The organism is Pseudorhizobium sp. NPDC055634 (assembly GCF_053618655.1).
In genome coordinates this window covers 1-20,406 of record NZ_JBSHHW010000002.1, presented here as the reverse complement: position 1 = coordinate 20,406, position 20,406 = coordinate 1, and the positions used below count along the sequence as shown (strand labels likewise).

The window sequence follows — 20,406 nt, the reverse complement described above, 5'->3', positions numbered from 1 at the left end:
TGCACGTAAACGTCAACGGTGGCGAGAATGGGCGGATTCCCCTGTCCTTGGAACGAACGCTTGGTGCCTGACGTTTCTTCAAAGCAACGCACCGAACCATGGAGGTATGTGACGATGCACCACGAACCGCGCGCAGGACAGGATCCCTATGTGAAGGATACGCCGTCGCTCATTGCGAGCGACAAGGTGGAAGGCACCCGCGTCTATGGCGCAGACGGCCGGCATATCGGCTCGATCGAACGCGTTCTCCTGGAGAAGCGGGGCGGTCGCGTGGCCTATGCCGTCCTGAGCTTCGGCGGCTTTCTCGGCATCGGCGATGATTACTATCCGTTGCCTTGGGAAAAGCTGAAATACGACGAGGAGCTCGACGGTTATCGCATCGACCTGACGAAGGACCAGATTACCGGCGCGCCCCGCTACAACGATCTCGAGGACGACAGCTGGTATCAGGACAAGGGCCGGACGATTTACGATTACTACGGCGTTCCGCCCTACTGGATGTAAAGTCCGATATATGAATGATCGGGAAAGGCTCCGCATGCGGGGCCTTTTTCCGTTTGCTTAAGGCCTGCATGCCAATCATGCGGTGGGCCGGCACAGAGCCGGAGCGATAGGGGACACATGTCGCAGGCAACAGGCCAGGGAAGCGTGCGCGATATCGAGCGCGACGACATCGCCGCGGTCGCCCGCCTGTTCCAGGAGACGTTCCGCGACGGCAGGGCCGTTCCACCATCTCTCGTAGAGTATATCCGGGAAGTGTTCCTCGATCACCCCTGGCAGGATAACGACCTGCGCTCGAAAGTTTTCGTCGGCGAAAAGGGTGAGGTCGAGGGTTTCATCGGGGTTTTCCCCTCGCGCCTGGAACTGGAGGGCCGCGCCCTTCGTGCCGCGTTTGCCGGTTCGATGATGGTCCGCCGGCCGGAGCGGAACCCCTTGGCGGGCGCCCGCCTTCTTCGTGCATTCCTTGCAGGCCCGCAGGACGTTTCCTTGACCGAGACCGCGAACGCCACCGCGCTAGGCATGTGGCAGAAGCTCGCCCTGCCGCTGGACACCGCCTACAGCCTGAACTGGATACGGGTTTTCCGCCCGGCCTCCGCGGCGGTTCAAGCGGCGGAGCGTCGGCTCCCGGCCGCGCGGTTTGTGCGGCCGCTGGGCAGGGCGGCGGATGCACTCTGCGAAAAGACCGGCCTCGCCTCGCTGCGCATGCCCGAGGGCGTGACGGCACGCCGCGCCAGCTTCCGAGACGCAACGGAAGGCGAGTTTGCAGAAGCCATGCTCCTGCTCGGCCGGAATTTTTCCCTTCGTCCGACCTGGGATCGTGCCATGCTCGACTGGCTGATCCGCCACGGTCGCGAGAAACGTGCGTTTGGCGAGCCCGTCTGGCGTATAGGGCAGACCCGCGACGGCGAGATCGCCGCTTGCTACGCCTATTTCGGCGGAGCCGGTCGCATCGGCTGGATGCTGCAGGCGCTTTGCAAGCCCGCGGTTGCCGGGGATCTGGTGGACGACCTGTTCGCCCATGCCGACGGCAGCGGATGCGCGGCGCTCCGCGGCGGGGGTCATCCGTGGCTGACCCACGAACTCATTACCCGCAAGGCGATCTTTTACGGCAGGGCCTTCTTCGTCGCCCATTCCAGGGACGCCAGCCTGTTGCAGCCGATCAGGTCCGGCAAGGCGCTCATCAGCGGATTGGCCGGAGAGAACTGGACGCGGCTGATCGGAGACCGGTTCGACTGACCGGAGGTCGCCCGGTCAAAGCATGGTCGCGGGTGCTGCGTGCAGGTACTCCGCCACCTTGCGTTTCGAGGCGATGTTGCGCCACACGGCTTCCACCTCTGCCGGCGTCAGCCCGCACGCCTCGGCGACGGCTTCACCCGGTACGCCATGGTCCAGTCCGAAAAGGCAGATGTCCATCCGGTCGTAGGGGAGCGAAAAATAGTATTCGTCCTGGCCCTGCGGCAGCGACCACGTATCCGTGGTCGGCGGCCGGCGGCGGATTTCTTCCGGCACGCCCAGCGCCTCCGCAAGCTGGTAGACCTGGGTCTTGTAGAGATGCGCGATCGGCTTGAAGTCCGCGGCCCCGTCGCCGTTCTTCACGAAGAAGCCCTGATCGTATTCCAGCCTGTTCGGCGTCCCGGCGACGGCATGGTTCAGCCGGTCGGCATGGTAGTATTCGATCTGCTTGCGGGTACGCTGCTTCATGTTGGCGGCGGCGATCATGCCGAGATAGACGTCGAGCGGCATGCGGTGCCGGCTCTGCTCGCCGGATGGCGATGCCACGACCAGCCAGGAAATATTGTAGCCGCGGGCCGAAAGCGCATTCTCCAGCACGACCTTGCAGCCCCAACCCTCGCCGAATTCCGGAACCACCTGCCGGATGAAGCCGTCGCGCCGCGCATAGCATCCCGACGCCGCCAGCGCCGGACCGATGTCTTCGAGGACCGTCTCGACCCCGGTCACTGCTGCAAGCGCCTGCCCCAGCCGGAGGCTCTCCGGATCGGAATCGTGTTCGGGCATGAAGATGCCCGTCACCCGGGATGGACCGAGGGCCCGGGCGCAAAGGGCTGCCGTGACGCTGGAATCGATGCCCCCGGAAATGCCGAGAACGACGCCCCGCTTGCGGAGGTCCTTCAGGACCGTCTCCCTTATCCAGGCGCAGATCCGATCGATCTCGGCCTCCGCGTCGAGGCGAAGGCTGTCGGCGGAAAAGGCCGCGGCCTGCGCGCCAATCTTCATCGTCTGGTTCATACTGCTGTCTCCAGTTGCGGCGCGACGACGTCAGCGTCGGCGCTCATCCTGATCTTGCCGCTGCCTGTCCGCGGCAATGCATCCCGAAATTCCACCGTCTTCGGCACCATGTAGTCTTCCAGTTGGCTGGCGCAGTGGCGCATGACGTCACGCTCGGTGAGCGTCGACCCGGGTTCCAGCGCCACGTGGGCGCGCACGACCTGGCCGAAGACCGGGTCGTCCATTCCCGTCACGGCGGCTTCCCGCACGCCGGGTAGGCCGTAGAGCACGCGCTCGACCTCCTGCGGGCTGACCTTCTCGCCGCGCGTCTTGATGATGTCGTCCTTGCGGCTGACGAAGTAGAGGAAACCGTCGGCATCCGTCCGGAAGAGGTCTCCCGTCAGTAGGCGCCCTCCGGTCTCCTGGTTTGGCGGACGTTGCGGGGAGCGTGTCTCCTCGCCCCAGTAGCCGGCCATCACATGCGGTCCCTCGACCACCAGTTCGCCGATTTGACCGGGAGCGCACGGTTGTCCATCGTCACCCAGGACATAGGCGCGCGTACCCGGTATGGCCTTGCCGACCGAGGTCGGGCGGTGTCGGATTTCGTCCGGATCGAGATAGGTCGCTCGCAGGCACTCCGTCTGTCCGTACATGATGAAGATCAGGGCATCCGGCATCATGTCCCGGAGCCGGTTCGACAATGCGGGCGGCAGCGCAGCAGCGGCACTTGTGACGTAGCGAAGGGATGCGAAGCGGCCAGCGTCCCGCTCCTTCATGCCGGCAATCAGCGCGACCATGGCCGGCACCAGCGGAAAGCCGGTCGCCTTTTCCTCGGCAAGCCTATCGAGGATCATGCGGGGGAAGGCGAAGCTCTTTTCCAGCACCAGCGTTCCGCCGACCGACGCCATCGTCACCAACTGCGTGATGCCGTAGCCGAAGGAGAGAGGCAGCACGCTCAGGACCACGTCCTTCTCCGTATTGCCCAGATAACCTGCGATGGACTGGCATGCGGCATCGACATTGGCATGCGTCAGCATCACGCCCTTCGGGCGCCCCGTGGACCCGGAAGTATGGATGAGGAGCGCAAGCCCGGTCTCGTCGCCAGGGACGTCCGGCGGGCAGGGAGGTTCGCCCCCGGTAAGTTCATCGAAGGACAGCAGGTCGGCTGCGTGGCCGCTTGCACCTTCGGTGGTGATCACCAGGGCTCGGCTGGCATTTGCGGCGAGCGCGGCTGTGACGCAGAGGACCTGGCGGGCCTGAGTGATGACGGCCGCGGGCCGGATGCTTGCGAAGATGGCGGCGAGCTTCTCCGGTTTCATCGACGGATAGAGCGGGCAGGCCACCGCGCCGGCCTTCCAAGTCCCGAAGAAGCTCAGCGGCGCCTCGAAGCCGTTCTCAAGAAGCAGTACAACCCGGTCGCCCGGCCTGATGCCGGCCGTGATCAGCGCCGCGGCAAGTCGGTCCGATCGGGCATCGACTTCCGCATAGCTCAGCCGCCGCCCGCCTGCGACAAGGGCGGTCTTTTCCGGATGGCGGCGGGCGCTTTCCCTGAGCCTTGCGTCGAGCCGCATCGCGACAGTCAGGCGGCAACCGGCAGCTTGCGCGCCAGGTAGTCCGTAACCGCCTCGACGCTGTCGAGGTTTTGCGGGATGATTTCCTCGTCGGCGATGCTGATCCCATAGCTGCTTTCCAGAAAGGCGATCAGTTCCAGCACGCCGGTGGAATCCATCACGCCGCTTTCCAGGAGGGACTGGTTGTCGTCGATCTCCGCGTCGGCGCGGAACAGGAAGTTCTCGGCAATGAACTCGCGCACCGCGGGTCGAAATCTCTGGCTCATGACTGGTCGCTCCGGGCTTCATCTCTATCTGACTATGCCGTCGCGCAGCCGCCTGCGGCATATCTGAATGAGAATGCACCATGGCATCGGCACCTGAATCCTTCGCTAAATGGTATCGTAAAGACTTCGCAAAACATGCAGGGGTTGCAATGTCCGGCACGCTTTTGGCGACATCCAAGGCCTTGGCTCGACCGACAGCGTTGCCCGGATGAAGATCGCGACCTTCAACGTCAACGGCGTCAACGGTCGCCTCGATAATCTGCTCCGGTGGCTCGAAGAGGCACGTCCTGATGTCGTGTGCCTGCAGGAACTGAAGGCGCCGCAGGGCAAGTTCCCCCGCCGTGCGCTCGACGAGGCGGGCTATGGTGCCGTCTGGCACGGGCAGCAGCGGTGGAACGGCGTGGCGATCCTGGCGCGGGACGTGGATCCGATCGAGACGCGCCGCGGCCTCGGCGGCGACCCGCAGGACAGCGACAGCCGCTACATCGAAGCTGCCGTCAACGGCATACTGATCGGATGCCTCTATGCGCCGAACGGAAATCCGGCGCCCGGACCGAAGTTCGATTACAAGCTCGCCTGGTACGACCGCTTCCTCGCGCATGCCCGCGACCTGCTGGAAACGGGCGCGCCGGTCGTGCTTGCCGGCGACTACAACATCATGCCCACCGATCTCGACGTCTATGCGCCGGAGCGATGGCGGGACGACGCGCTTTTCCGGCCCGAGGTGCGCGACCTCTTCCGCCGCCTGCTTCATGAGGGCTGGACGGACGCGCTCCGCCATCTTCATCCCGATGAACGGATCTACACGTTCTGGGATTATTTCCGGAATGCCTGGGGTCGAAACGCCGGCCTGCGCCTCGACCACCTGCTGCTCAGTCCCTCGATCGCGGGCCGCCTGGAGGACGCCGGCGTCGATCGCCACGTGCGCGGCTGGGAGCATGCCAGCGATCACGCGCCGACCTGGATCACGCTTTCCGAGCGTTGAGGACCGGCGCGAGGAAGTTCCCGCGCCGGGTGTTCCTTCAGAGGGCAGCCCGCTTGTCGCGACGTCCGAGCCGCTGCAGCAGATAGTCGACCTCGGCCCGCCCCGTATCGGAAAGGGCAAGGCCTGGCTTTCGTTGCGCGTCCGAGGTGATGACGCCGCGCCGCTTCAGCACGTGTTTGCGCACCGCAAGCCCGATGCCGAGTTGCTGCTCGTAGCGGATCAGCGGCAGGTGCGCGTCGAACAGGTCGTGGGCCTCCTCGCGCTTGCCGTCGGCGAAGAGCCCGACCAGTTCGGTCAGCATGTCGGGGAAACCGTATCCGGTCATCGCGCCGTCCGCGCCGCGCTCGGGCTCGAAGTCGAGGAACATGCCGCCATTGCCGCAGAGGATGGAGAAGGGCCTGAGCTCCCCCGCCTTCTGCATGGCCCGCAGCCTGGAGATCTTCTCCAGCCCCGGCCAGTCTTCGTGCTTCAGCATCAGGCAGGAAGGATGGTTGGAGATTACCTTCGCCACCACGCCTGCCGACATGACGACGCTGAGCGTCAGTGGATAGTCCTGCAGCACCCAGGGCACGTCATCGCCCACCGCTTCCACGGCCTGGCCGAAGTAGTTGATGATCTGCTCGTCGGTCCGAAGTGCGGGCGTCGGCGCGATCATCACGCCGGCTGCCCCCATGTCCATCGCGTCGCGTGCGAGCGAGCGCATGGCCGCAAAGCCCGGTGCCGAGACGCCGACGATCACCGGCACGCGCGAGCGGCCGACAACCTGCCGGATGATCGCCCGGCTTTCGGATGGTTCGAGCTTCGGTGCCTCGCCCATGATGCCGAGAATGGTGATCCCCGTGCAGCCGCTGTCCTGGTAGAAATCCGTCAGCCGGTCGACCGACGGCGTATCCAGCGAGCCGTCCGGCAGGAATGGCGTGGTCGCGATCGCGTAGACGCCTTTCGATTGCGCGGAAAAACTCACTGGCCGTCCTTCCATGCCTGGTAGCGGGCCTTGGTCTCGGCATTCATCGGATAGAGCCCCGGCAGCGGCACGCCGCGGTCGACCTCGGTCATGATCCAGGCCTCCATGCGCTCCTGTTCGGGTGCCTCGGCCAGCACCGCGTCGAGGAACTTCGCCGGGATCAGCACGGCGCCGTCCTCGTCCACCACCACGATGTCGTCCGGGAAGACCGCGACCCCGCCGCAGGCGATGGGCTCCTGCCAGCCGACGAAGGTCAGTCCGGCGACCGAAGGCGGTGCGGCGACCCCGCTGCACCAGACATCCAGCCCGGTGCCGAGAACGCCTTCGGCATCGCGCACGACGCCGTCCGTCACCAGTCCGGCAACGCCCTTCTTGACCATGCGCGAGCAGAGGATATCGCCGAAGATGCCGGCATCGAGCACGCCCATGGCGTCGGCCACGGCGACGCAGCCTTCCGGCATGGCCTCGATTGCGGCGCGGGTGGAGATCGGCGAGGACCAGCTCTCGGGCGTGGCGAGGTCTTCTCGGGCGGGCACGAAGCGGAGCGTGAAGGCGGGGCCGACGACGCGTCCCTGTCCGGGCTTCAGCGGCATGGTGCCGCGCATCCAGACATTGCGCAGGCCCTTCTTGAGGAGAACGGTGGTCAGCGTCGCGGTGGAAACGCCCTTGAGCGTCTCGACGATCTTCGGATCAAGCATGCAAAATTCCTCGGCACTCGGCGACGGACTGCCCGTCACGGCCGCGGATATTCTGTTGTCCGACAAGATGCGTCAAGCGAAGGCCGATGGCTTTCCGTTCGCCTCTACCGGTCCCGATCCGGCTCCCGGTCGGTGTCCCCGTTCTGGAAGATCCGGCGGTCCTCCTCGGCGTCCCCGACGTCGAATTCCTTGACGGGCGATATCGGGGAATTGCCCGAAATCCCTGCCTGCTTGTCGGTCTTTTCGGGGTTCTTCTCGCGATCCTGCCTGCGGATATCGTCCATGGTCTTCCTCCTGGTTTTGCAGGAAAACGAACGAAGGGCGGCTTTGTTCGGCGAGGGGAGAGATGATGCCGAGAAGGTCGCGTTGTCGCGGGCCTCGTCCAGTCGGCGCCTGCTGTCGGCCCTTGCCGGCCTAGCGGAACCACCGCTCCGCTGCCGACAGAAGCTCGTCCTCGGACCTTACCCCGTCCTGAAACAGGCGCACCAGCAGCATTGCGAGCTCATCCGGATGGGTGTCGTGCTCCGGCACGACCTGCGCGAAAACGCGCTCGAGCAAGGCAAGATCATCGGGGCGGAGATGAATGTCGGAAGGAACACGGCCACGCATGACCACACGCTACGGTCGGTGGATCATTTAGGCAAGAGCGTGTGGTAAGTGGTGCCGCTTACGTGACTCGAACACGTGACCCCATCATTACGAATGATGTGCTCTACCGACTGAGCTAAAGCGGCATAAGGCAGGACCCGGCGAGCCGGCTGCGATGTGATGGGGCTGATACAGGCAAAGATCGCCGATTTCAAGCCGGGATTTCATCGCGCCGGAAATTTACCGTGCGACGCGCTTTAGGCGCAGAGCCGTTGCCGTGCGGCGATGTATTCCTGCTCCAGCCTGTCGACGAGCTGAGCGACCGGAACGACCTCCTTCACGGAGCCGACGCCCTGTCCGGCGCCCCATATGTCCTTCCAGGCCTTCGCGCCGGTCGTCGCCTTCTCGAAGTCCATCTTGGAGGGATCGGCGACGGGAAGGTTCTCCGGGTCCATGCCCGAAGCCAGGATCGAACCCTTCAGGTAGTTGCCGTGAATGCCGGTGAAATAGTTCGAGTAGACGATGTCGGCCGCCTTGGACCCGGCGATCATCTGCTTGTAGGCGTCCGCGGCGCGCGCCTCTTCCGTGGCGATGAACGGGGTCCCTATGTAGGCCATGTCGGCGCCCATGGCCTCGACCGCCAGGATCCCACCACCGGTTCCGATCGCGCCGGCAAGCAGCAGCGGTCCGTCGAACCATTCGCGGATCTCCTGCACAAGCGCGAAGGGCGATAGGGTGCCGGCATGCCCGCCGGCACCCGTCGCCACCGCGATCAGCCCGTCGGCGCCCTTGCGGATAGCCGAATTGGCGTGCCGGTTGTTGATCACGTCGTGCAGGACGATGCCGCCATAGGAATGCACCGCGGCGTTGACTTCGGGAACCGCGCCCAGCGAGGAGATGACGATCGGCACCTTGTACTTCACGCACATCATCAGGTCGTGCTCGAGGCGCTTGTTGGACGTGTGCACGATCTGGTTGACGGCGAAGGGCGCCGCCGGCCGGTCTGGATTGGCCGCGTCATGGGCCGCAAGTTCTTCCGTGATCATCGCCAGCCATTCGTCGAGCTGGCTCTCCGGCCGTGCGTTGAGCGCCGGGAAGGCGCCCACCACGCCGGCCTTGCACTGCGCCAGCGTAAGCGCGGGATGGGAGATGATGAACAGCGGAGACGCCACGACCGGCAGGCGCAGTTTGTCCTTCAGGATGGGTGGCAGCATCGGATCCTCCTCGATTGACGTTTACGCAAACGTAAATCTCACTAGCAGAGCCGTGCGCGTTCGAAAAGGGTAGCCTGTCATGCCGCCTGAGGCGGGCGCCTCGGATTCGACGGAATGCCGGTGCTTGCAGTTCGCGACCGGAAAGATTACCGAAACGTAAAGGCACTCACCTCGCGACAGGCGATGACAGGGCAGGATTGGAATTGAGCGGTTTGGAAACAGCGATCAGGAACGCGTTGGAAAAGTCCGAGCGCGCCAATCCCGATGTCAGGGCCCGCATCTACCAGTCCGCGCGCCAGGCCCTGGACGCGGGGCTGAAGAAGCAGGGTGTCTCCGATCCGCAGGTCGTCCTGGCCCAGCACCAGCGGCTGGAAGAGAAGATCCGCGAGATCGAGATGGAGGAGCGGCGGGCCGAAGTCTCCGCCCAGCCGGCTCCCCCCGCGCCCAGGCCCCCCGTGGTTTCCCCCGCGGTCCCCCCAGCGGTCCCCCCTGTGGTCCCTCCCGTCGTCACGGTGGCGCCCGTGGCGGCTCCGGCCGCGGCACCCTCGGTAGCGCCCCCCGTTGCGCCCGATGCTTCAAGGCAGCCACCCGGGTCCCGCATGTCGGAGCCTCGGGATGCTTCCATCCTGGGCGGAGCGACGCGCGATGCCGGACGTCCGTCACCCGGCGCGCCTCAGGTTGCCGCCGCTTCTGGTCTCGACAGCCTGCGCGCCGATCGCGATGGCCATTTCGATGCCGCCCCGGAACCGCCGCCTGTCCCGGCACAGGCCCCTGCGCGCCAGGGTCGCGAACGTAACCGCGCGAGCGAGAAGCGTTCCCGCGACGAGACGCTACTCGAAACCCGTCCGGAGCGGACGGCGAAGCCGCGTCGGCGCCGCAGCTTCCTGTCCGTGCTGATGGCATGGCTCGTCTTCTTCGTGCTTGTTGGGCTCGCCGTCTGGTGGGCTTATTCTTCCGGCCTCGTTCAGCAATCGCTCCAGCAGGCCCTCGACGCCGCCGAGCGGTCGACAGCCGGCCAGTCGTCCGATCTTGGCAGCGGAGGCACCCAGAACGGTTTCTCCGAAGCATGGACGGAGATTTTCGCCGGTGGAGACGCGACGTCGCTCCAGGGCGGTACAGCCTCGCGCGTCGAGCCGGTAGCGATCCAGGACGGCACCGCATCCCGGGTAATGTCCGGTGCGTCCGGCTCGGCGGGTGATGTTTCGGTTTCCGTTCCGGCGGAGATCTTGCAGGAACTGGCGGGCAAGTCCTCCACGATTGCGCTGACCGTTCAGTCGGCAACAGAATCCCCGGTGCAGTTCTCCGTCCGTTGCGATTTCGGCAGCCTCGGTGAATGCCCGCGCCATCGCTTCACGGCGGGGCAGGAGCGGGCGGATGTCTTGCTGCGCGTCACCTTCGAGCGGTCCATCGCGCCGAACGCGCCCGGCAGGCTTCTGATCAATACCGGCATAGACCAGGCCGAGGGGGCGATCCTCCTGCATTCGGTGCGGGTGCTTCCGGGGCAATAGCCTCAGCGGATGAAGTCGAGGCCCTTGCCGAGGATCTTGTGGTCGATCTCTCCGATCGCCTTCTTGTCCCGCCCCTCGTAATCGATCGACAGCAGGATGTGACGCATCACGTTGACCCGCGCCCTGCGCTTGTCGTTGGAATTCACCACCGTCCAGGGTGCATGCTTCGTGTGCGTCTTCTTCAGCATGCGGTCGCGGGCTTCGGTGAACTCGTCCCACTTCGTCGGCGCCGCGATGTCCATCGGCGAAAGCTTCCAGATCTTCAGCGGATCATGCCGCCGGTCGTGGAAGCGCTTCAGCTGCATTTCCTGGCCGATGTTCAGCCAGAACTTGAAGAGGTGGATACGGTCGTCGACGAGGAGACCTTCGAAATGGGGCACCTCGTCCAGGAAGGTCTTGCACTGCTTGGGCGTGCAGAACCCCATCACCGGCTCCACCACTCCGCGGTTGTACCAGGAACGGTCGAAGAGAACGATCTCCCCGGCAGTCGGGAAATGGGCCACGTAGCGCTGGAAGTACCACTGGCCGGCTTCCGCTTCCGTCGGTTTCGGCAGTGCCACGAGACGCGCCGACCGTGGATTGAGATAGGCGCGTATGGAAAAGATCGTGCCGCCCTTGCCGGCCGCATCGCGGCCCTCGAACAGGGCCATCATCCGCTTGCCGCTCTTGTTCAGCCAGAACTGCAGCTTGACCAGTTCGATCTGCAGCCGCCTCAGCGTCTCGGCGTAGTCGTCCTTGTCCATCTTGTCGTCATAGGGGTAGCCGCCGGAGGCCAGCGCCTTTTCGTCTATCCAGTCCGGCAGCTGCGGATCGTCGATGTCGAAGACGCGGCGGCGCCCGTCAATCTCGATGTCGACCGAACGGTCCTGGCTTGAGCTGCTCACGGCCTTCTCCTCCGGCTGAAAACATGGGCCCACGGGCACGCCGGTTCATTTTATCGTTCATAGGCCGGGCGTCGATGTATATCTGTCATGTGGCCGGGCTAAGAGCCGAAATTTATGGAGCGGGAGGTGATTTGCTCATGGCATCCGAGTGGGGGACCTTGTTCGGGAAGCGTGTCGGCGGCTCTTGGCCGCTTTTGCTTGCGCTCTCCCTGGTGGGCGCGCTCAGCGTAATCGCCGGTATCCCCCTCTGGCAGGCGGCCCTTGCCTGGTTCGTGCTCGCCGGGCTGGCGCTGGTGGCCGACCGCGGCGCCGAGCCCGTGCCGGTAGAGCCGGCGGCGGTTGACGAAGAAGCGCCCCATGACGTGGTCGAGATCGTGTCGGCATCGCTCGACGCGCTCGACATGCCCTCCATGCTGCTCGATGACCAGGCCAACGTGCTATTCCAGAACGCGGCGTGCGAACGGCTGCTGGGTTCCCTGTCGATCGGGACGCATGTTGCCGCGCGGTTGCGATCTCCCGCGGTGCTGGACATCATCCGCGAGACGCTCGCTACCGGCAAGCCGAACCAGGTCGAGCATGCCGAGCGCCTGCCCTCCCAGCAGGTCTACGTAGTCCGCATCGCACCGGTGGACCTGCGCCGGGAGAACGGGCATGAACGACTCTACCTTCTGTCCTTCCGCGATATTTCCGAGCTTCGCCGCCTCGACCGGATGCGCAGCGATTTCGTTGCCAATGCAAGCCACGAATTGCGCACCCCGCTCGCGTCGCTGCGAGGTTTCATCGAGACGCTGCAGGGACCTGCGCGTTCGGACCCGAAGGCGCAGGAGCGCTTCCTGTCGATCATGCTGGATCAGTCGACCCGCATGAGCCGGCTGATCGACGACCTCCTGTCGCTGTCGCGGCTGGAACTGAGGTCGAACGTCGCCCCGGAAGGCCGGGTGAACCTTGTGCCGCTGCTGTCCCACGTCCGCGATGCGCTCTCGCCTCTCGCGGAAGACCTCGGGGTGAAGATCAATCTTCATCTGCCGGAGGGCCCGGTGGAGGTCACCGGCGATCGCGACGAGCTAGTCCAGGTCTTCGAGAACCTCGTGGAAAATGGCTGCAAATACGGCCAGGAGGGCAAGGCAGTCGATGTCTTCCTGAGGTCGCCGGAGGCCGGGCCCGTCGAAGTCACGGTGGTAGACCACGGACCCGGCATCCCGTCAGAACATGTACCGCGGCTGACGGAGCGCTTTTATCGCGTCAGCGTGGCCGACAGCCGTTCGAAGAAAGGCACCGGGCTTGGGCTGGCGATCGTCAAGCACATCCTCACGCGCCACAGGGCAAGGCTTCTTGTCACCTCCGAGATCGGCAAGGGCAGCCAGTTCACGGTTCGGTTCTAGCTGCCCGCAACCGTTGGATGCCGAGGGCTGTACGCAGGCTGTTCAGCGACATCGCAAACAAAAAAGCGGGCTCGACGGCCCGCTTTCTAGGGATTTTCGTTCCGGTCAGGCCCGGGCTGCAGCCTTGCGGCGGTCTGCCACCGGCTGGTAGGCGAGGCGGGCATGGTATCCGCAGTACGGCGAGGCTTCCGATGCGTCGACGCCACAGAAGTGGAAGTCGTCCTTCAGCGGATCGCCCATCGGCCATTTGCACGTGCGCTCGGTCAGGTCGGTCAGCGAGAGCTTGCGCGAAATCGGAACCACGACATCGCTGGGCGGAGTGTAGGTCATTTCCGGCAGGGCGACCTCTGCGTCGTCCTTCAGCGCCGTGGCTCCGATGGTGCGGACCGCGGGGCGCGCTGCGACGCGTGCCGGGTAGCTGGTGGGGCGGGCCGGGGCGGCCGGGCGCTTGGTTGCACGGCTCGCGGTGGTCGATCCGCCGGCCTTCGCGCGTCCCGGAAGGTTCAGCCTATGAACCTTGCCGATGACTGCATTTCGGCTGACGCCGCCAAGTTGGGCTGCGATCTGGCTGGCGCTCAGGCCCTCCGCCCACAGTCTCTTCAGCTTTTCGACGCGCTCGTCTGTCCAGTTCATGCCCGTGCTCCGCATTTAAACGTGTCCGGCATGCGGAATCCGTCGCCCTTGACGCGAACAATAAATTCGCATCAGCTACTACATCTAGCTTTTGGGTGACTAGTTCCGCCGCATGCAGTCTAGTTGTTGATTGATAAACTACTGGGCCCGTGACTCGGTGGCAAGAGTCACGGGAATCAGCGCGAATCGATTTCCGGGTTTTCCCCAACTTGCTTTTCGGGCGAGTCATTTTTGTCACAGGAGCCCCACCCGTGCAGATGGGTGCTTTTGTTGACATCCCGGGGCGAAATGCCGATAGTGCCCGCGCCGCCCGAAAGGGCGGCATTTTTGATTGGTCGAACCACTTCGTCGCATCTCAACAGGAGCCGTCACCCATGGCCGAGGCCGCGCTGTTCGAAACCTACAACCGGGCGCCATTGCGCTTCGCCCGCGGAGAGGGTGTTTGGCTGGTGACGGAGAGCGGAGAACGCTACCTCGATTTTGCCGCTGGTGTCGCCGTCAACTCTCTCGGTCATAACCACCCGCACCTAGTCGAGGCGCTGAAGTCTCAGGCCGACAAGCTGTGGCACCTGTCCAACCTCTACGAAATACCCGGGCAGGAGCAGCTGGGACGTCGGCTTACGGAAGCGACCTTCGCAGACAAGGTGTTCTTCACCAATTCCGGCGCCGAGGCGCTCGAATGCGCGATCAAGACCGCGCGGCGCTACCAGTACAGCAAGGGCCATCCCGAGCGTTTCCATATCATCACCTTCGAGGGTGCCTTCCACGGGCGCACGCTGGCGACGATCGCCGCAGGCGGCCAGGCAAAGTATCTGGAAGGTTTCGGCCCCAAGGTCAGCGGCTTCGACCAGGTCCCGTTCGGGGATATCGAGGCGCTGAAGGCGGCGATCAGCGATTCCACCGCGGCGATCCTGATCGAGCCGGTGCAGGGCGAGGGCGGTCTTCGTCGCGTCTCCAGGGAATTCATGCGCTCGTTGCGGGAACTCTGCGACGAACATGGCCTTCTTCTCGTCCTCGACGAGGTGCAGTCCGGAGTAGGCCGCACCGGCCAGCTCTTTGCCCATGAATGGTCCGGCATCACGCCCGACATCATGGCGGTTGCGAAGGGCATCGGCGGCGGCTTCCCGCTCGGCGCCTGCCTTGCGACGGAAGAGGCCGCAAGCGGCATGAAGGCCGGCACCCACGGCAGTACCTATGGCGGCAATCCGCTGGCCATGGCGGTCGGCAATGCCGTTCTCGACGTCGTGCTTGCCGATGGGTTCCTCGATCATGTGCGTGACGTCGCGCTCGTCTTCCGCCAGGGCCTGGAAGGGCTGAAGGACCGTTTTCCCGACGTCATCGAGGAGATCCGCGGCGAGGGCCTGATGCTCGGCATCAAGGCGAAGGTACCCAATACCGAGCTTCTGATGGCCATGCGCGACGAGCATATCCTGGCCGTGCCGGCCGGCGACAACGTGCTCCGGCTCCTGCCGCCGCTGACCGTCACCGCCGAGGAGGCCCGCGATGGCCTCGCGCGCATCGAGCGGGCCGCCGAACACCTCAGCAAGTCGGGCCTGAAGAAATCAGCTTAAGGAGTGCGGGGCGCCAAGCCCTCATCGAAGACATGGCATCACCCAAGCACTTTCTCGATCTTTCGGCCGTCTCGGCGAACGACCTGCGGACCATCCTCGACGATGCCCGCTCACGGAAGCTGGCCAGCAAGGCCGGAACGGCGGACAAGCCGCTCGCCGACAAGATGCTGGCAATGATCTTCGAAAAGCCCTCCACCCGCACGCGCGTTTCCTTCGACGTCGGAATGCGCCAGCTGGGCGGCGAAACGCTCTTTCTCTCCGGCACCGAGATGCAGCTCGGCCGCGCGGAAACGATCGGCGACACAGCCAAGGTTCTCTCCCGCTACGTCGACGCGATCATGATCCGCACGACGGATCATTCGCGCCTTATGGAGCTTGCGGAGCACGCGACCGTTCCGGTCATCAACGCGCTGACGGACGACACGCATCCTTGCCAGATCATGGCCGACATCATGACCTTCGAAGAGCATCGCGGCCCGGTGAAGGGCAAGACGATTGCCTGGACGGGCGACGGCAACAACGTCCTCCACTCCTTCGTCGAGGGTGCCGCCCGCTTCGGATACCGCATGAACATGGCCGTGCCGATGGGATCGGAACCGTCCGACAAGTTCCTGAACTGGGCCCGCAACAATGGCGGCGACATCATGCTGTGTCATGATGCGGAGCGTGCCGTCTCCGGCGCGGACTGTGTCGTGACCGACACCTGGGTTTCCATGAACCAGGAGCACAAGGCCCGCGGCCACAACATCTTCCAGCCCTACCAGGTGAACGGTGCCCTGATGAAGCAGGCAAGGCCCGAGGCGCTCTTCATGCACTGCCTTCCCGCCCACCGCGGCGAGGAAGTGACGGACGAGGTGATCGACGGTCCGCAGTCGGTCGTCTTTGACGAGGCGGAGAACCGCCTGCACGCCCAGAAGTCCATCCTCGCGTGGTGCCTGGGCGCTCTTTGAGCCTGTTCTTGACTTCGTGCGGGCCCGACACCACCTCTCGGCTATCGAGCCTTTCCGGGTGACGGAAGGGCAATTCACGTTATTCTCGACAACTTTCACGCCGTGGCGGTTCCGTCGCGAGGCGAGCGTGTAGAAATTGGGCCGTTAGGCGCCAGGGAGCAGACCATGGCGGAAGCCACCGTTGAACTGAATGACTTCAACTTCGCCGGCGATGATCGCGTCGTCCCCTTCCAGGTGGAAGGCCTGGACGTCCGTGGCCGCGCGGTCCAGCTCGGTCCGCTCCTGAACGCGATCCTCGGGCGTCACGATTATCCGGCGCCGGTCGCCCGCCTGCTGGCCGAGGCGATCGTGCTGACGGCGCTGCTCGGAACCTCGCTGAAGTTCGACGGCAAGTTCACCGTCCAGACGAAGAGCGACGGCCCGGTCGATCTCCTGGTCGCGGATTTCACCACCCCCGACGCGTTGCGCGCTTATGCGCGTTACGACGAGGAGGCGCTGGCTGCCGCACTTGCGGAAGGCCGGACATCGCCGCCGGAGCTGCTCGGTGTCGGCGTTCTTGCCTTCACCATAGACCATGGCCACGGCATGCAGCCCTACCAGGGTATCGTCCCCCTCGATGGATCGTCGCTCGAGGAAATCGCCGGCGTCTATTTCCGCCAGTCGGAGCAGATCCCGACGAAGGTGAGGCTGGGCGTGGCGGAGCTCCTGGATCGGGATGCCGCCGGAAAGCCGCGCCACAACTGGCGGGCGGGAGGGCTCGTGGCCCAGTTCCTGCCGCAGGCGCCCGAGCGCATGCGCCAGCCCGACCTCCACGGCGGCGATGGCGACGAGCGCGAGCATGATCACAGCGAGGACGACGGCTGGTCCGAGGCCCGCGTCATGGTCGAGACGATCGATACGGACGAACTGACCGATCCGCAGGTGCCGATCGAGCGCCTGCTGTTCCGCCTGTTCCACGAGCGCGGCGTCAGGGTCTATAAGCCGCAGTCCGTGCTGGATCGCTGCAGCTGCTCGCGCGAGAAGATCAAGGGTGTGCTGGACGGCTTCAGCGCCGAGGAGATCACCGCGAGCGAGGAGAACGGCGAGATCACCGTGACCTGCGAATTCTGCTCGACCACATACCGCTTCGCCCCGGAGGAATTCGCGGCGGCGTGACCGGCAACGGTTCCCTCAGTTGAGAACCCTCAGAAGTCCCGGCGAGTCCAGCGAGAACGCCGGGATTTCGACGTTGAACGTCCGTCCCTCGTCGTCCTCCATCGTGTAGTGGCCGAACATCATGCCGGACGGCGTGTCCAGCGGGCAGCCGGAGGAATACTCGTAGGTATCGCCGGGCATCAGCCGCGGCTGTTCGCCCACCACGCCCGGCCCCTCGACCTCGTCGACGATGCCGTTCTGGTCGGTGATGTGCCAGTAGCGGTGCGCCAGCCGGATCGCCTGGTCTGAATGGTTCTCGATGACGATATGGTAGGCCCAGACATAGCGGCTATCCTCCGGGCTGGATTGCTCCTCCAGATAGAAAGGTTCGACGACGACCTCTATGTCTCTTGTTCTGGCGCGGTACATGCGGCACCTCTGGCATACCGGATGCGATATGCTGCAGTTGCGTCATAACGTCAAGAAATCCGGTGAGTTGCAACGGTTTCCGCCGTCCCTCGCGGAAACTATCGCAGGTTAAGGATAACCGGGCGCTATCCGAAGGCCGGACAGCGCCCTTCTGCCGGTATCAGCCGGGCACCTTATCCAGGGCCCGCGCGAAATCCTCGACGAGGTCGTCGGTGTCCTCGATCCCGGCCGAAAGCCTGAGCGTGCCCGGCGAGATGCCCAGTTCGGCGCGCGCTTCGTCGGTCAGGTTCTTGTGCGTCGTGGTGCCCGGATGGGTGATCAGGCTTTTCGCATCGCCGAGGTTGTTGGAGATCTTCACGACTTCCAGGGCGTTCTGCAGGGCAAACGCGGCGGGTTTGCCGCCTTTGAGCTCGAGGCAGACAAGGGTCGAGCCGCCGGTCATCTGCTTGGCGATGATATCGGCCTGCGGATGGTCGGCGCGGCCCGGATAGATGACCCGCGCCACCTTGGGGTGGTTCGCCAGGAGGTCGGCGATCCGCGCGGCATTCTGCGTCTGCTGGCGGACCCTGAGCGGCAGCGTCTCGATCCCCTTCAGGAGCGTCCAGGCGTTGAAGGGCGACATGGCAGGGCCCGTGTGGCGGAAATAGTCCTGCAGGCTCTCCGTGATCCATTCGAGGTCGGACAGCACGACCCCGCCCAGGCAGCGGCCCTGTCCGTCGATATGCTTGGTTGCCGAATAGACGACGATGTGGGCGCCGAGCTCGAGCGGCTTCTGGAAGAGCGGCGTCGCGAACACGTTGTCCACCACCACCTTCGCGCCAATTTGGTTGGCGAGCTTCGCCACGCCGGCAATGTCGATCACTTCGAGCGTCGGGTTGGTCGGGCTTTCCAGGAAGAAGACCTTGGTGTTCTTGCGGACGGCCTTCTCCCAGTTGGCGAGGTCGCGCCCGTCGACCAGTGTGCATTCCACGCCGTATTTCGGTGCGAGCGTCTCCACCACCCAGCGGCAGGATCCGAACAGTGCCCGGGCGGCCACGATATGGTCGCCGGCCTTGACCTGGCAGAGGATTGCCGCGGCGACCGCCGCCATGCCCGAAGCCATGGCGCGCGCCTCCTCGGCGCCCTCCAGAAGGCACATGCGCTTCTCGAACATGTCGTTGGTCGGGCTGCCGTAGCGGGCATAGATATAGCCGTCGTCCTCGCCCTTGAAGCGCGCCTCGGCCGCCTCCGCCGTCTCGTAGACGAACCCCTGGGTCAGGTAGATGGCTTCGGACGTCTCGCCATATTGGGAACGGATCGTCCCGCCGTGGACGAGCTGGGTTGCGGGGCGCCATTTCGTGGTCATGCGCTTGCACCTTTCAGACACAAAAAAACCGGTCGCATCAGCAGACCGGTTTCGCCCCGGTCTTTTTAGCCACTTGTTTAACGTGGCTGCAAGCCGACCGGCCAAATCACCACGGGATAAAGCTGCCATACCGCCCGTCCTCGCTTGCGTCAATGGCGCGCATTTGGTTTTGTCCGGCTGACGGGAAAGAACCAAAATGAAGAGAACCACCGGAATCCTGGCCGACCGGGCCATCGCAGCGCTGTTCGAGGGCGGGCGCCTCGCGTCCGAGAAGCCGCTGGACGGCGACCAGATCCAGCCGGCGAGCCTCGACCTGCGGCTCGGCGCGAAGGCTTTCCGCGTTCGCGCAAGCTTCATGCCCGGGCCCAACAGCCGGGTGGCGGACAAGCTCGACCGGCTGAGCCTGCATGTGATCGATCTCTCTGAAGGCGCCGTGCTGGAAACCGGCTGCGTCTACATCGTGCCCCTGATGGAGACGCTCGACCTGCCGGCCGACATGTCTGCCTCGGCCAATCCGAAGAGCTCGACCGGCCGTCTCGACATCTTCACCCGCGTCATCACCGATTTCGCCCAGGAGTTCGACAAGATCCCTGCCGGCTATTCGGGTCCGCTCTATCTCGAAATCAGCCCGCGTACCTTCCCGATCGTCGTCCGGCGCGGCTCGCGCCTGTCGCAGATACGTTTCCGGATCGGCAATGCCCTATTGGGCGAACCGGAACTGATGCGCCTTCACGAGGCCGAGATGCTGGTCGCCTCCAGCCAGCCGAACGTCAGCGGCGGCGGCATCGCGCTGTCGATCGACCTCGCCGGCGACAAGGCCGGCGACAAGGCCGGCGACAAGGAAGGCCTGATCGGCTACCGGGGCAAGCACCACACGGCGGTGGTGGATGTCGACAAGAAGGCCCAGCACGATGTCTTCGACTTCTGGGAGCCCCTCTACAGCCGCGGGCGCAACGAACTCATCCTCGATCCCGACGAATTCTACATCCTCGTTTCCCGGGAGGCGGTGCACGTGCCGCCACTCTATGCCGCCGAGATGACGCCCTTCGACCCGCTGGTCGGCGAGTTCCGCGTCCACTATGCCGGCTTCTTCGATCCAGGCTTCGGTCATGCCGCTGCCGGCGGCCGGGGCAGCCGGGCGGTGCTCGAGGTCCGCAGCCACGAGGTCCCATTCATCCTGGAGGACGGGCAGATCGTCGGCCGGCTTGTCTACGAGCACATGCTGGAACAGCCGGACGCCCTCTACGGCCTCGGCCTCGGCTCCAACTACCAGGCGCAGGGCCTGAAACTGTCGAAGCACTTCCGCCTCGGCTGACGCGACCGCACCGATCGGTTCTTGACAGACGCCGCGAACTGGGCGAACTCTCTGCCCCACTGTCGCGGGTGTAGCTCAATGGTAGAGCAGCAGCTTCCCAAGCTGACGACGAGGGTTCGATTCCCTTCACCCGCTCCAGCTAACCTTTGTCCGATCCGGATACATAGGTAACGGTTTGTACCTAAGACATGGGTGACAACCTCGTGCCGAACGGGTTGTCGATGGTTTGCAAGGTTCTCTGC

Annotated in this window: 21 protein-coding genes, 2 tRNA genes and 1 riboswitch; of the genes, 11 read left to right on the top strand and 12 right to left on the bottom strand. The window is 64.6% G+C overall.

From position 1 onward, the window contains the following. Positions 1-114 precede the first annotated feature (114 nt). Both ACWGPT_RS03120 and ACWGPT_RS03115 read left to right on the top strand, forming a co-directional pair. The gene (locus ACWGPT_RS03120) at positions 115-504 is read left to right on the top strand and encodes a PRC-barrel domain-containing protein (RefSeq protein ID WP_452604130.1); all 390 of its coding nucleotides are present in this window, start codon (positions 115-117) and stop codon (positions 502-504) included. A gap of 117 nt (positions 505-621) precedes the next feature. Next, positions 622-1,737 carry a hypothetical protein gene (locus tag ACWGPT_RS03115; protein ID WP_452604129.1) on the top strand — a complete coding sequence of 372 codons (1,116 nt, stop codon included), beginning with the start codon at positions 622-624 and terminating at the stop codon, positions 1,735-1,737. A 15-nt stretch (positions 1,738-1,752) separates the two neighbouring features. Here ACWGPT_RS03115 and nadE read toward each other — a convergent pair whose 3' ends face one another. Genes nadE through ACWGPT_RS03100 form a run of 3 tightly spaced genes read right to left on the bottom strand, consistent with a single transcriptional unit; the run spans position 1,753 to position 4,564 of the window. Next, positions 1,753-2,736, bottom strand: coding sequence for an NAD(+) synthase (gene nadE / locus ACWGPT_RS03110; RefSeq protein ID WP_452604505.1), 984 nt, complete (start codon positions 2,734-2,736; stop codon positions 1,753-1,755). Between the two features lie 8 nt (positions 2,737-2,744). Further along, a complete protein-coding gene (locus ACWGPT_RS03105) occupies positions 2,745-4,298 on the bottom strand; it encodes an AMP-binding protein (RefSeq protein WP_452604128.1) in 1,554 nt (517 codons plus the stop codon). Positions 4,299-4,306: 8 nt separating this feature from the next. After that, positions 4,307-4,564, bottom strand: a complete 258-nt coding sequence (locus tag ACWGPT_RS03100; protein ID WP_452604127.1) for an acyl carrier protein — start codon at positions 4,562-4,564, stop codon at positions 4,307-4,309. Between the two features lie 208 nt (positions 4,565-4,772). On the opposite strand from ACWGPT_RS03100, the gene xth reads away from it, so the two are divergent. Then, positions 4,773-5,549, top strand: coding sequence for an exodeoxyribonuclease III (gene xth, locus ACWGPT_RS03095; RefSeq protein WP_452604126.1), 777 nt, complete (start codon positions 4,773-4,775; stop codon positions 5,547-5,549). A gap of 37 nt (positions 5,550-5,586) precedes the next feature. On the opposite strand, the gene ACWGPT_RS03090 is transcribed toward xth, so the two are convergent. The 3 genes from ACWGPT_RS03090 to ACWGPT_RS03080 all read right to left on the bottom strand — a co-directional run bounded on the left by ACWGPT_RS03090 (position 5,587) and on the right by ACWGPT_RS03080 (position 7,495). Then, positions 5,587-6,513 carry a dihydrodipicolinate synthase family protein gene (locus tag ACWGPT_RS03090; protein WP_452604125.1) on the bottom strand — a complete coding sequence of 309 codons (927 nt, stop codon included), beginning with the start codon at positions 6,511-6,513 and terminating at the stop codon, positions 5,587-5,589. Continuing rightward, positions 6,510-7,211 carry a ribonuclease activity regulator RraA gene (locus ACWGPT_RS03085; RefSeq protein WP_452604124.1) on the bottom strand — a complete coding sequence of 234 codons (702 nt, stop codon included), beginning with the start codon at positions 7,209-7,211 and terminating at the stop codon, positions 6,510-6,512. Before ACWGPT_RS03085 ends, ACWGPT_RS03090 begins: the two co-directional genes overlap by 4 nt. A 104-nt stretch (positions 7,212-7,315) precedes the next feature. Continuing rightward, entirely contained in the window at positions 7,316-7,495 is a 180-nt protein-coding gene (locus ACWGPT_RS03080) for a hypothetical protein (RefSeq protein ID WP_452604123.1), read from the bottom strand. Between ACWGPT_RS03080 and ACWGPT_RS03075 the strand changes: the two genes are divergently transcribed. After that, complete coding sequence (locus ACWGPT_RS03075; protein ID WP_452604122.1) at positions 7,494-7,868, top strand: hypothetical protein; 375 nt, start codon at positions 7,494-7,496, stop codon at positions 7,866-7,868. The two genes, ACWGPT_RS03080 and ACWGPT_RS03075, sit on opposite strands and share 2 nt — an antisense overlap. A gap of 1 nt (position 7,869) precedes the next feature. On the opposite strand, the gene ACWGPT_RS03070 is transcribed toward ACWGPT_RS03075, so the two are convergent. Both ACWGPT_RS03070 and ACWGPT_RS03065 read right to left on the bottom strand, forming a co-directional pair. Then, positions 7,870-7,945: transfer RNA gene (locus ACWGPT_RS03070), tRNA-Thr, on the bottom strand. Between the two features lie 111 nt (positions 7,946-8,056). Next, positions 8,057-9,013, bottom strand: coding sequence for an NAD(P)H-dependent flavin oxidoreductase (locus ACWGPT_RS03065; protein WP_452604121.1), 957 nt, complete (start codon positions 9,011-9,013; stop codon positions 8,057-8,059). A gap of 236 nt (positions 9,014-9,249) precedes the next feature. Here ACWGPT_RS03065 and ACWGPT_RS03060 point away from each other — a divergent pair, with 236 nt between their 5' ends. Further along, on the top strand, positions 9,250-10,521 hold the full coding sequence (locus ACWGPT_RS03060) for a hypothetical protein (RefSeq protein WP_452604120.1): 1,272 nt from the start codon (positions 9,250-9,252) through the stop codon (positions 10,519-10,521). A gap of 2 nt (positions 10,522-10,523) precedes the next feature. On the opposite strand, the gene ppk2 is transcribed toward ACWGPT_RS03060, so the two are convergent. After that, the gene (ppk2, locus tag ACWGPT_RS03055; RefSeq protein WP_452604119.1) at positions 10,524-11,405 is read right to left on the bottom strand and encodes a polyphosphate kinase 2; all 882 of its coding nucleotides are present in this window, start codon (positions 11,403-11,405) and stop codon (positions 10,524-10,526) included. A 137-nt stretch (positions 11,406-11,542) separates the two neighbouring features. On the opposite strand from ppk2, the gene phoR reads away from it, so the two are divergent. Next, entirely contained in the window at positions 11,543-12,787 is a 1,245-nt protein-coding gene (phoR, locus tag ACWGPT_RS03050) for a phosphate regulon sensor histidine kinase PhoR (protein WP_452604118.1), read from the top strand. A 105-nt stretch (positions 12,788-12,892) separates the two neighbouring features. Here phoR and ACWGPT_RS03045 read toward each other — a convergent pair whose 3' ends face one another. After that, positions 12,893-13,420 carry a GcrA family cell cycle regulator gene (locus ACWGPT_RS03045; protein ID WP_452604117.1) on the bottom strand — a complete coding sequence of 176 codons (528 nt, stop codon included), beginning with the start codon at positions 13,418-13,420 and terminating at the stop codon, positions 12,893-12,895. A gap of 374 nt (positions 13,421-13,794) precedes the next feature. Here ACWGPT_RS03045 and ACWGPT_RS03040 point away from each other — a divergent pair, with 374 nt between their 5' ends. From ACWGPT_RS03040 to ACWGPT_RS03030, 3 genes are all read left to right on the top strand, one after another. Beyond that, positions 13,795-14,991, top strand: coding sequence for an acetylornithine transaminase (locus ACWGPT_RS03040; protein ID WP_452604116.1), 1,197 nt, complete (start codon positions 13,795-13,797; stop codon positions 14,989-14,991). Positions 14,992-15,023: 32 nt separating this feature from the next. Further along, positions 15,024-15,941, top strand: coding sequence for an ornithine carbamoyltransferase (argF, locus tag ACWGPT_RS03035; protein WP_452604115.1), 918 nt, complete (start codon positions 15,024-15,026; stop codon positions 15,939-15,941). Positions 15,942-16,106: 165 nt separating this feature from the next. Continuing rightward, entirely contained in the window at positions 16,107-17,096 is a 990-nt protein-coding gene (locus ACWGPT_RS03030; RefSeq protein ID WP_452604114.1) for an Hsp33 family molecular chaperone, read from the top strand. Between the two features lie 15 nt (positions 17,097-17,111). Here ACWGPT_RS03030 and apaG read toward each other — a convergent pair whose 3' ends face one another. Both apaG and ACWGPT_RS03020 read right to left on the bottom strand, forming a co-directional pair. Then, the gene (gene apaG, locus ACWGPT_RS03025) at positions 17,112-17,504 is read right to left on the bottom strand and encodes a Co2+/Mg2+ efflux protein ApaG (protein ID WP_452604113.1); all 393 of its coding nucleotides are present in this window, start codon (positions 17,502-17,504) and stop codon (positions 17,112-17,114) included. Between the two features lie 160 nt (positions 17,505-17,664). Continuing rightward, positions 17,665-18,849, bottom strand: a complete 1,185-nt coding sequence (locus ACWGPT_RS03020) for an O-succinylhomoserine sulfhydrylase (RefSeq protein WP_452604112.1) — start codon at positions 18,847-18,849, stop codon at positions 17,665-17,667. A 44-nt stretch (positions 18,850-18,893) separates the two neighbouring features. After that, positions 18,894-18,972: riboswitch (SAM riboswitch) on the bottom strand. Between the two features lie 73 nt (positions 18,973-19,045). On the opposite strand from ACWGPT_RS03020, the gene ACWGPT_RS03015 reads away from it, so the two are divergent. Both ACWGPT_RS03015 and ACWGPT_RS03010 read left to right on the top strand, forming a co-directional pair. Next, the gene (locus ACWGPT_RS03015) at positions 19,046-20,164 is read left to right on the top strand and encodes a 2'-deoxycytidine 5'-triphosphate deaminase (protein ID WP_452604111.1); all 1,119 of its coding nucleotides are present in this window, start codon (positions 19,046-19,048) and stop codon (positions 20,162-20,164) included. 64 nt (positions 20,165-20,228) lie between these two features. Then, positions 20,229-20,302, top strand: a tRNA-Gly gene (locus ACWGPT_RS03010). The last annotated feature ends 104 nt before the right edge of the window (positions 20,303-20,406 follow it).

Coding starts and splice junctions, on each gene's coding strand:
- ACWGPT_RS03120 (WP_452604130.1), top strand. CDS start 115: ATGCACCACGAACCGCGCGCAGGACAGGATCCCTATGTGAAGGATACG.
- ACWGPT_RS03115 (WP_452604129.1), top strand. CDS start 622: ATGTCGCAGGCAACAGGCCAGGGAAGCGTGCGCGATATCGAGCGCGAC.
- nadE (WP_452604505.1), bottom strand. CDS start 2,736: ATGAAGATTGGCGCGCAGGCCGCGGCCTTTTCCGCCGACAGCCTTCGC.
- ACWGPT_RS03105 (WP_452604128.1), bottom strand. CDS start 4,298: ATGCGGCTCGACGCAAGGCTCAGGGAAAGCGCCCGCCGCCATCCGGAA.
- ACWGPT_RS03100 (WP_452604127.1), bottom strand. CDS start 4,564: ATGAGCCAGAGATTTCGACCCGCGGTGCGCGAGTTCATTGCCGAGAAC.
- xth (WP_452604126.1), top strand. CDS start 4,773: ATGAAGATCGCGACCTTCAACGTCAACGGCGTCAACGGTCGCCTCGAT.
- ACWGPT_RS03085 (WP_452604124.1), bottom strand. CDS start 7,211: ATGCTTGATCCGAAGATCGTCGAGACGCTCAAGGGCGTTTCCACCGCG.
- ACWGPT_RS03075 (WP_452604122.1), top strand. CDS start 7,494: ATGGTCTTCCTCCTGGTTTTGCAGGAAAACGAACGAAGGGCGGCTTTG.
- ACWGPT_RS03080 (WP_452604123.1), bottom strand. CDS start 7,495: ATGGACGATATCCGCAGGCAGGATCGCGAGAAGAACCCCGAAAAGACC.
- ACWGPT_RS03065 (WP_452604121.1), bottom strand. CDS start 9,013: ATGCTGCCACCCATCCTGAAGGACAAACTGCGCCTGCCGGTCGTGGCG.
- phoR (WP_452604118.1), top strand. CDS start 11,543: ATGGCATCCGAGTGGGGGACCTTGTTCGGGAAGCGTGTCGGCGGCTCT.
- ACWGPT_RS03045 (WP_452604117.1), bottom strand. CDS start 13,420: ATGAACTGGACAGACGAGCGCGTCGAAAAGCTGAAGAGACTGTGGGCG.
- ACWGPT_RS03040 (WP_452604116.1), top strand. CDS start 13,795: ATGGCCGAGGCCGCGCTGTTCGAAACCTACAACCGGGCGCCATTGCGC.
- argF (WP_452604115.1), top strand. CDS start 15,024: ATGGCATCACCCAAGCACTTTCTCGATCTTTCGGCCGTCTCGGCGAAC.
- ACWGPT_RS03030 (WP_452604114.1), top strand. CDS start 16,107: ATGGCGGAAGCCACCGTTGAACTGAATGACTTCAACTTCGCCGGCGAT.
- apaG (WP_452604113.1), bottom strand. CDS start 17,504: ATGTACCGCGCCAGAACAAGAGACATAGAGGTCGTCGTCGAACCTTTC.
- ACWGPT_RS03020 (WP_452604112.1), bottom strand. CDS start 18,849: ATGACCACGAAATGGCGCCCCGCAACCCAGCTCGTCCACGGCGGGACG.
- ACWGPT_RS03015 (WP_452604111.1), top strand. CDS start 19,046: ATGAAGAGAACCACCGGAATCCTGGCCGACCGGGCCATCGCAGCGCTG.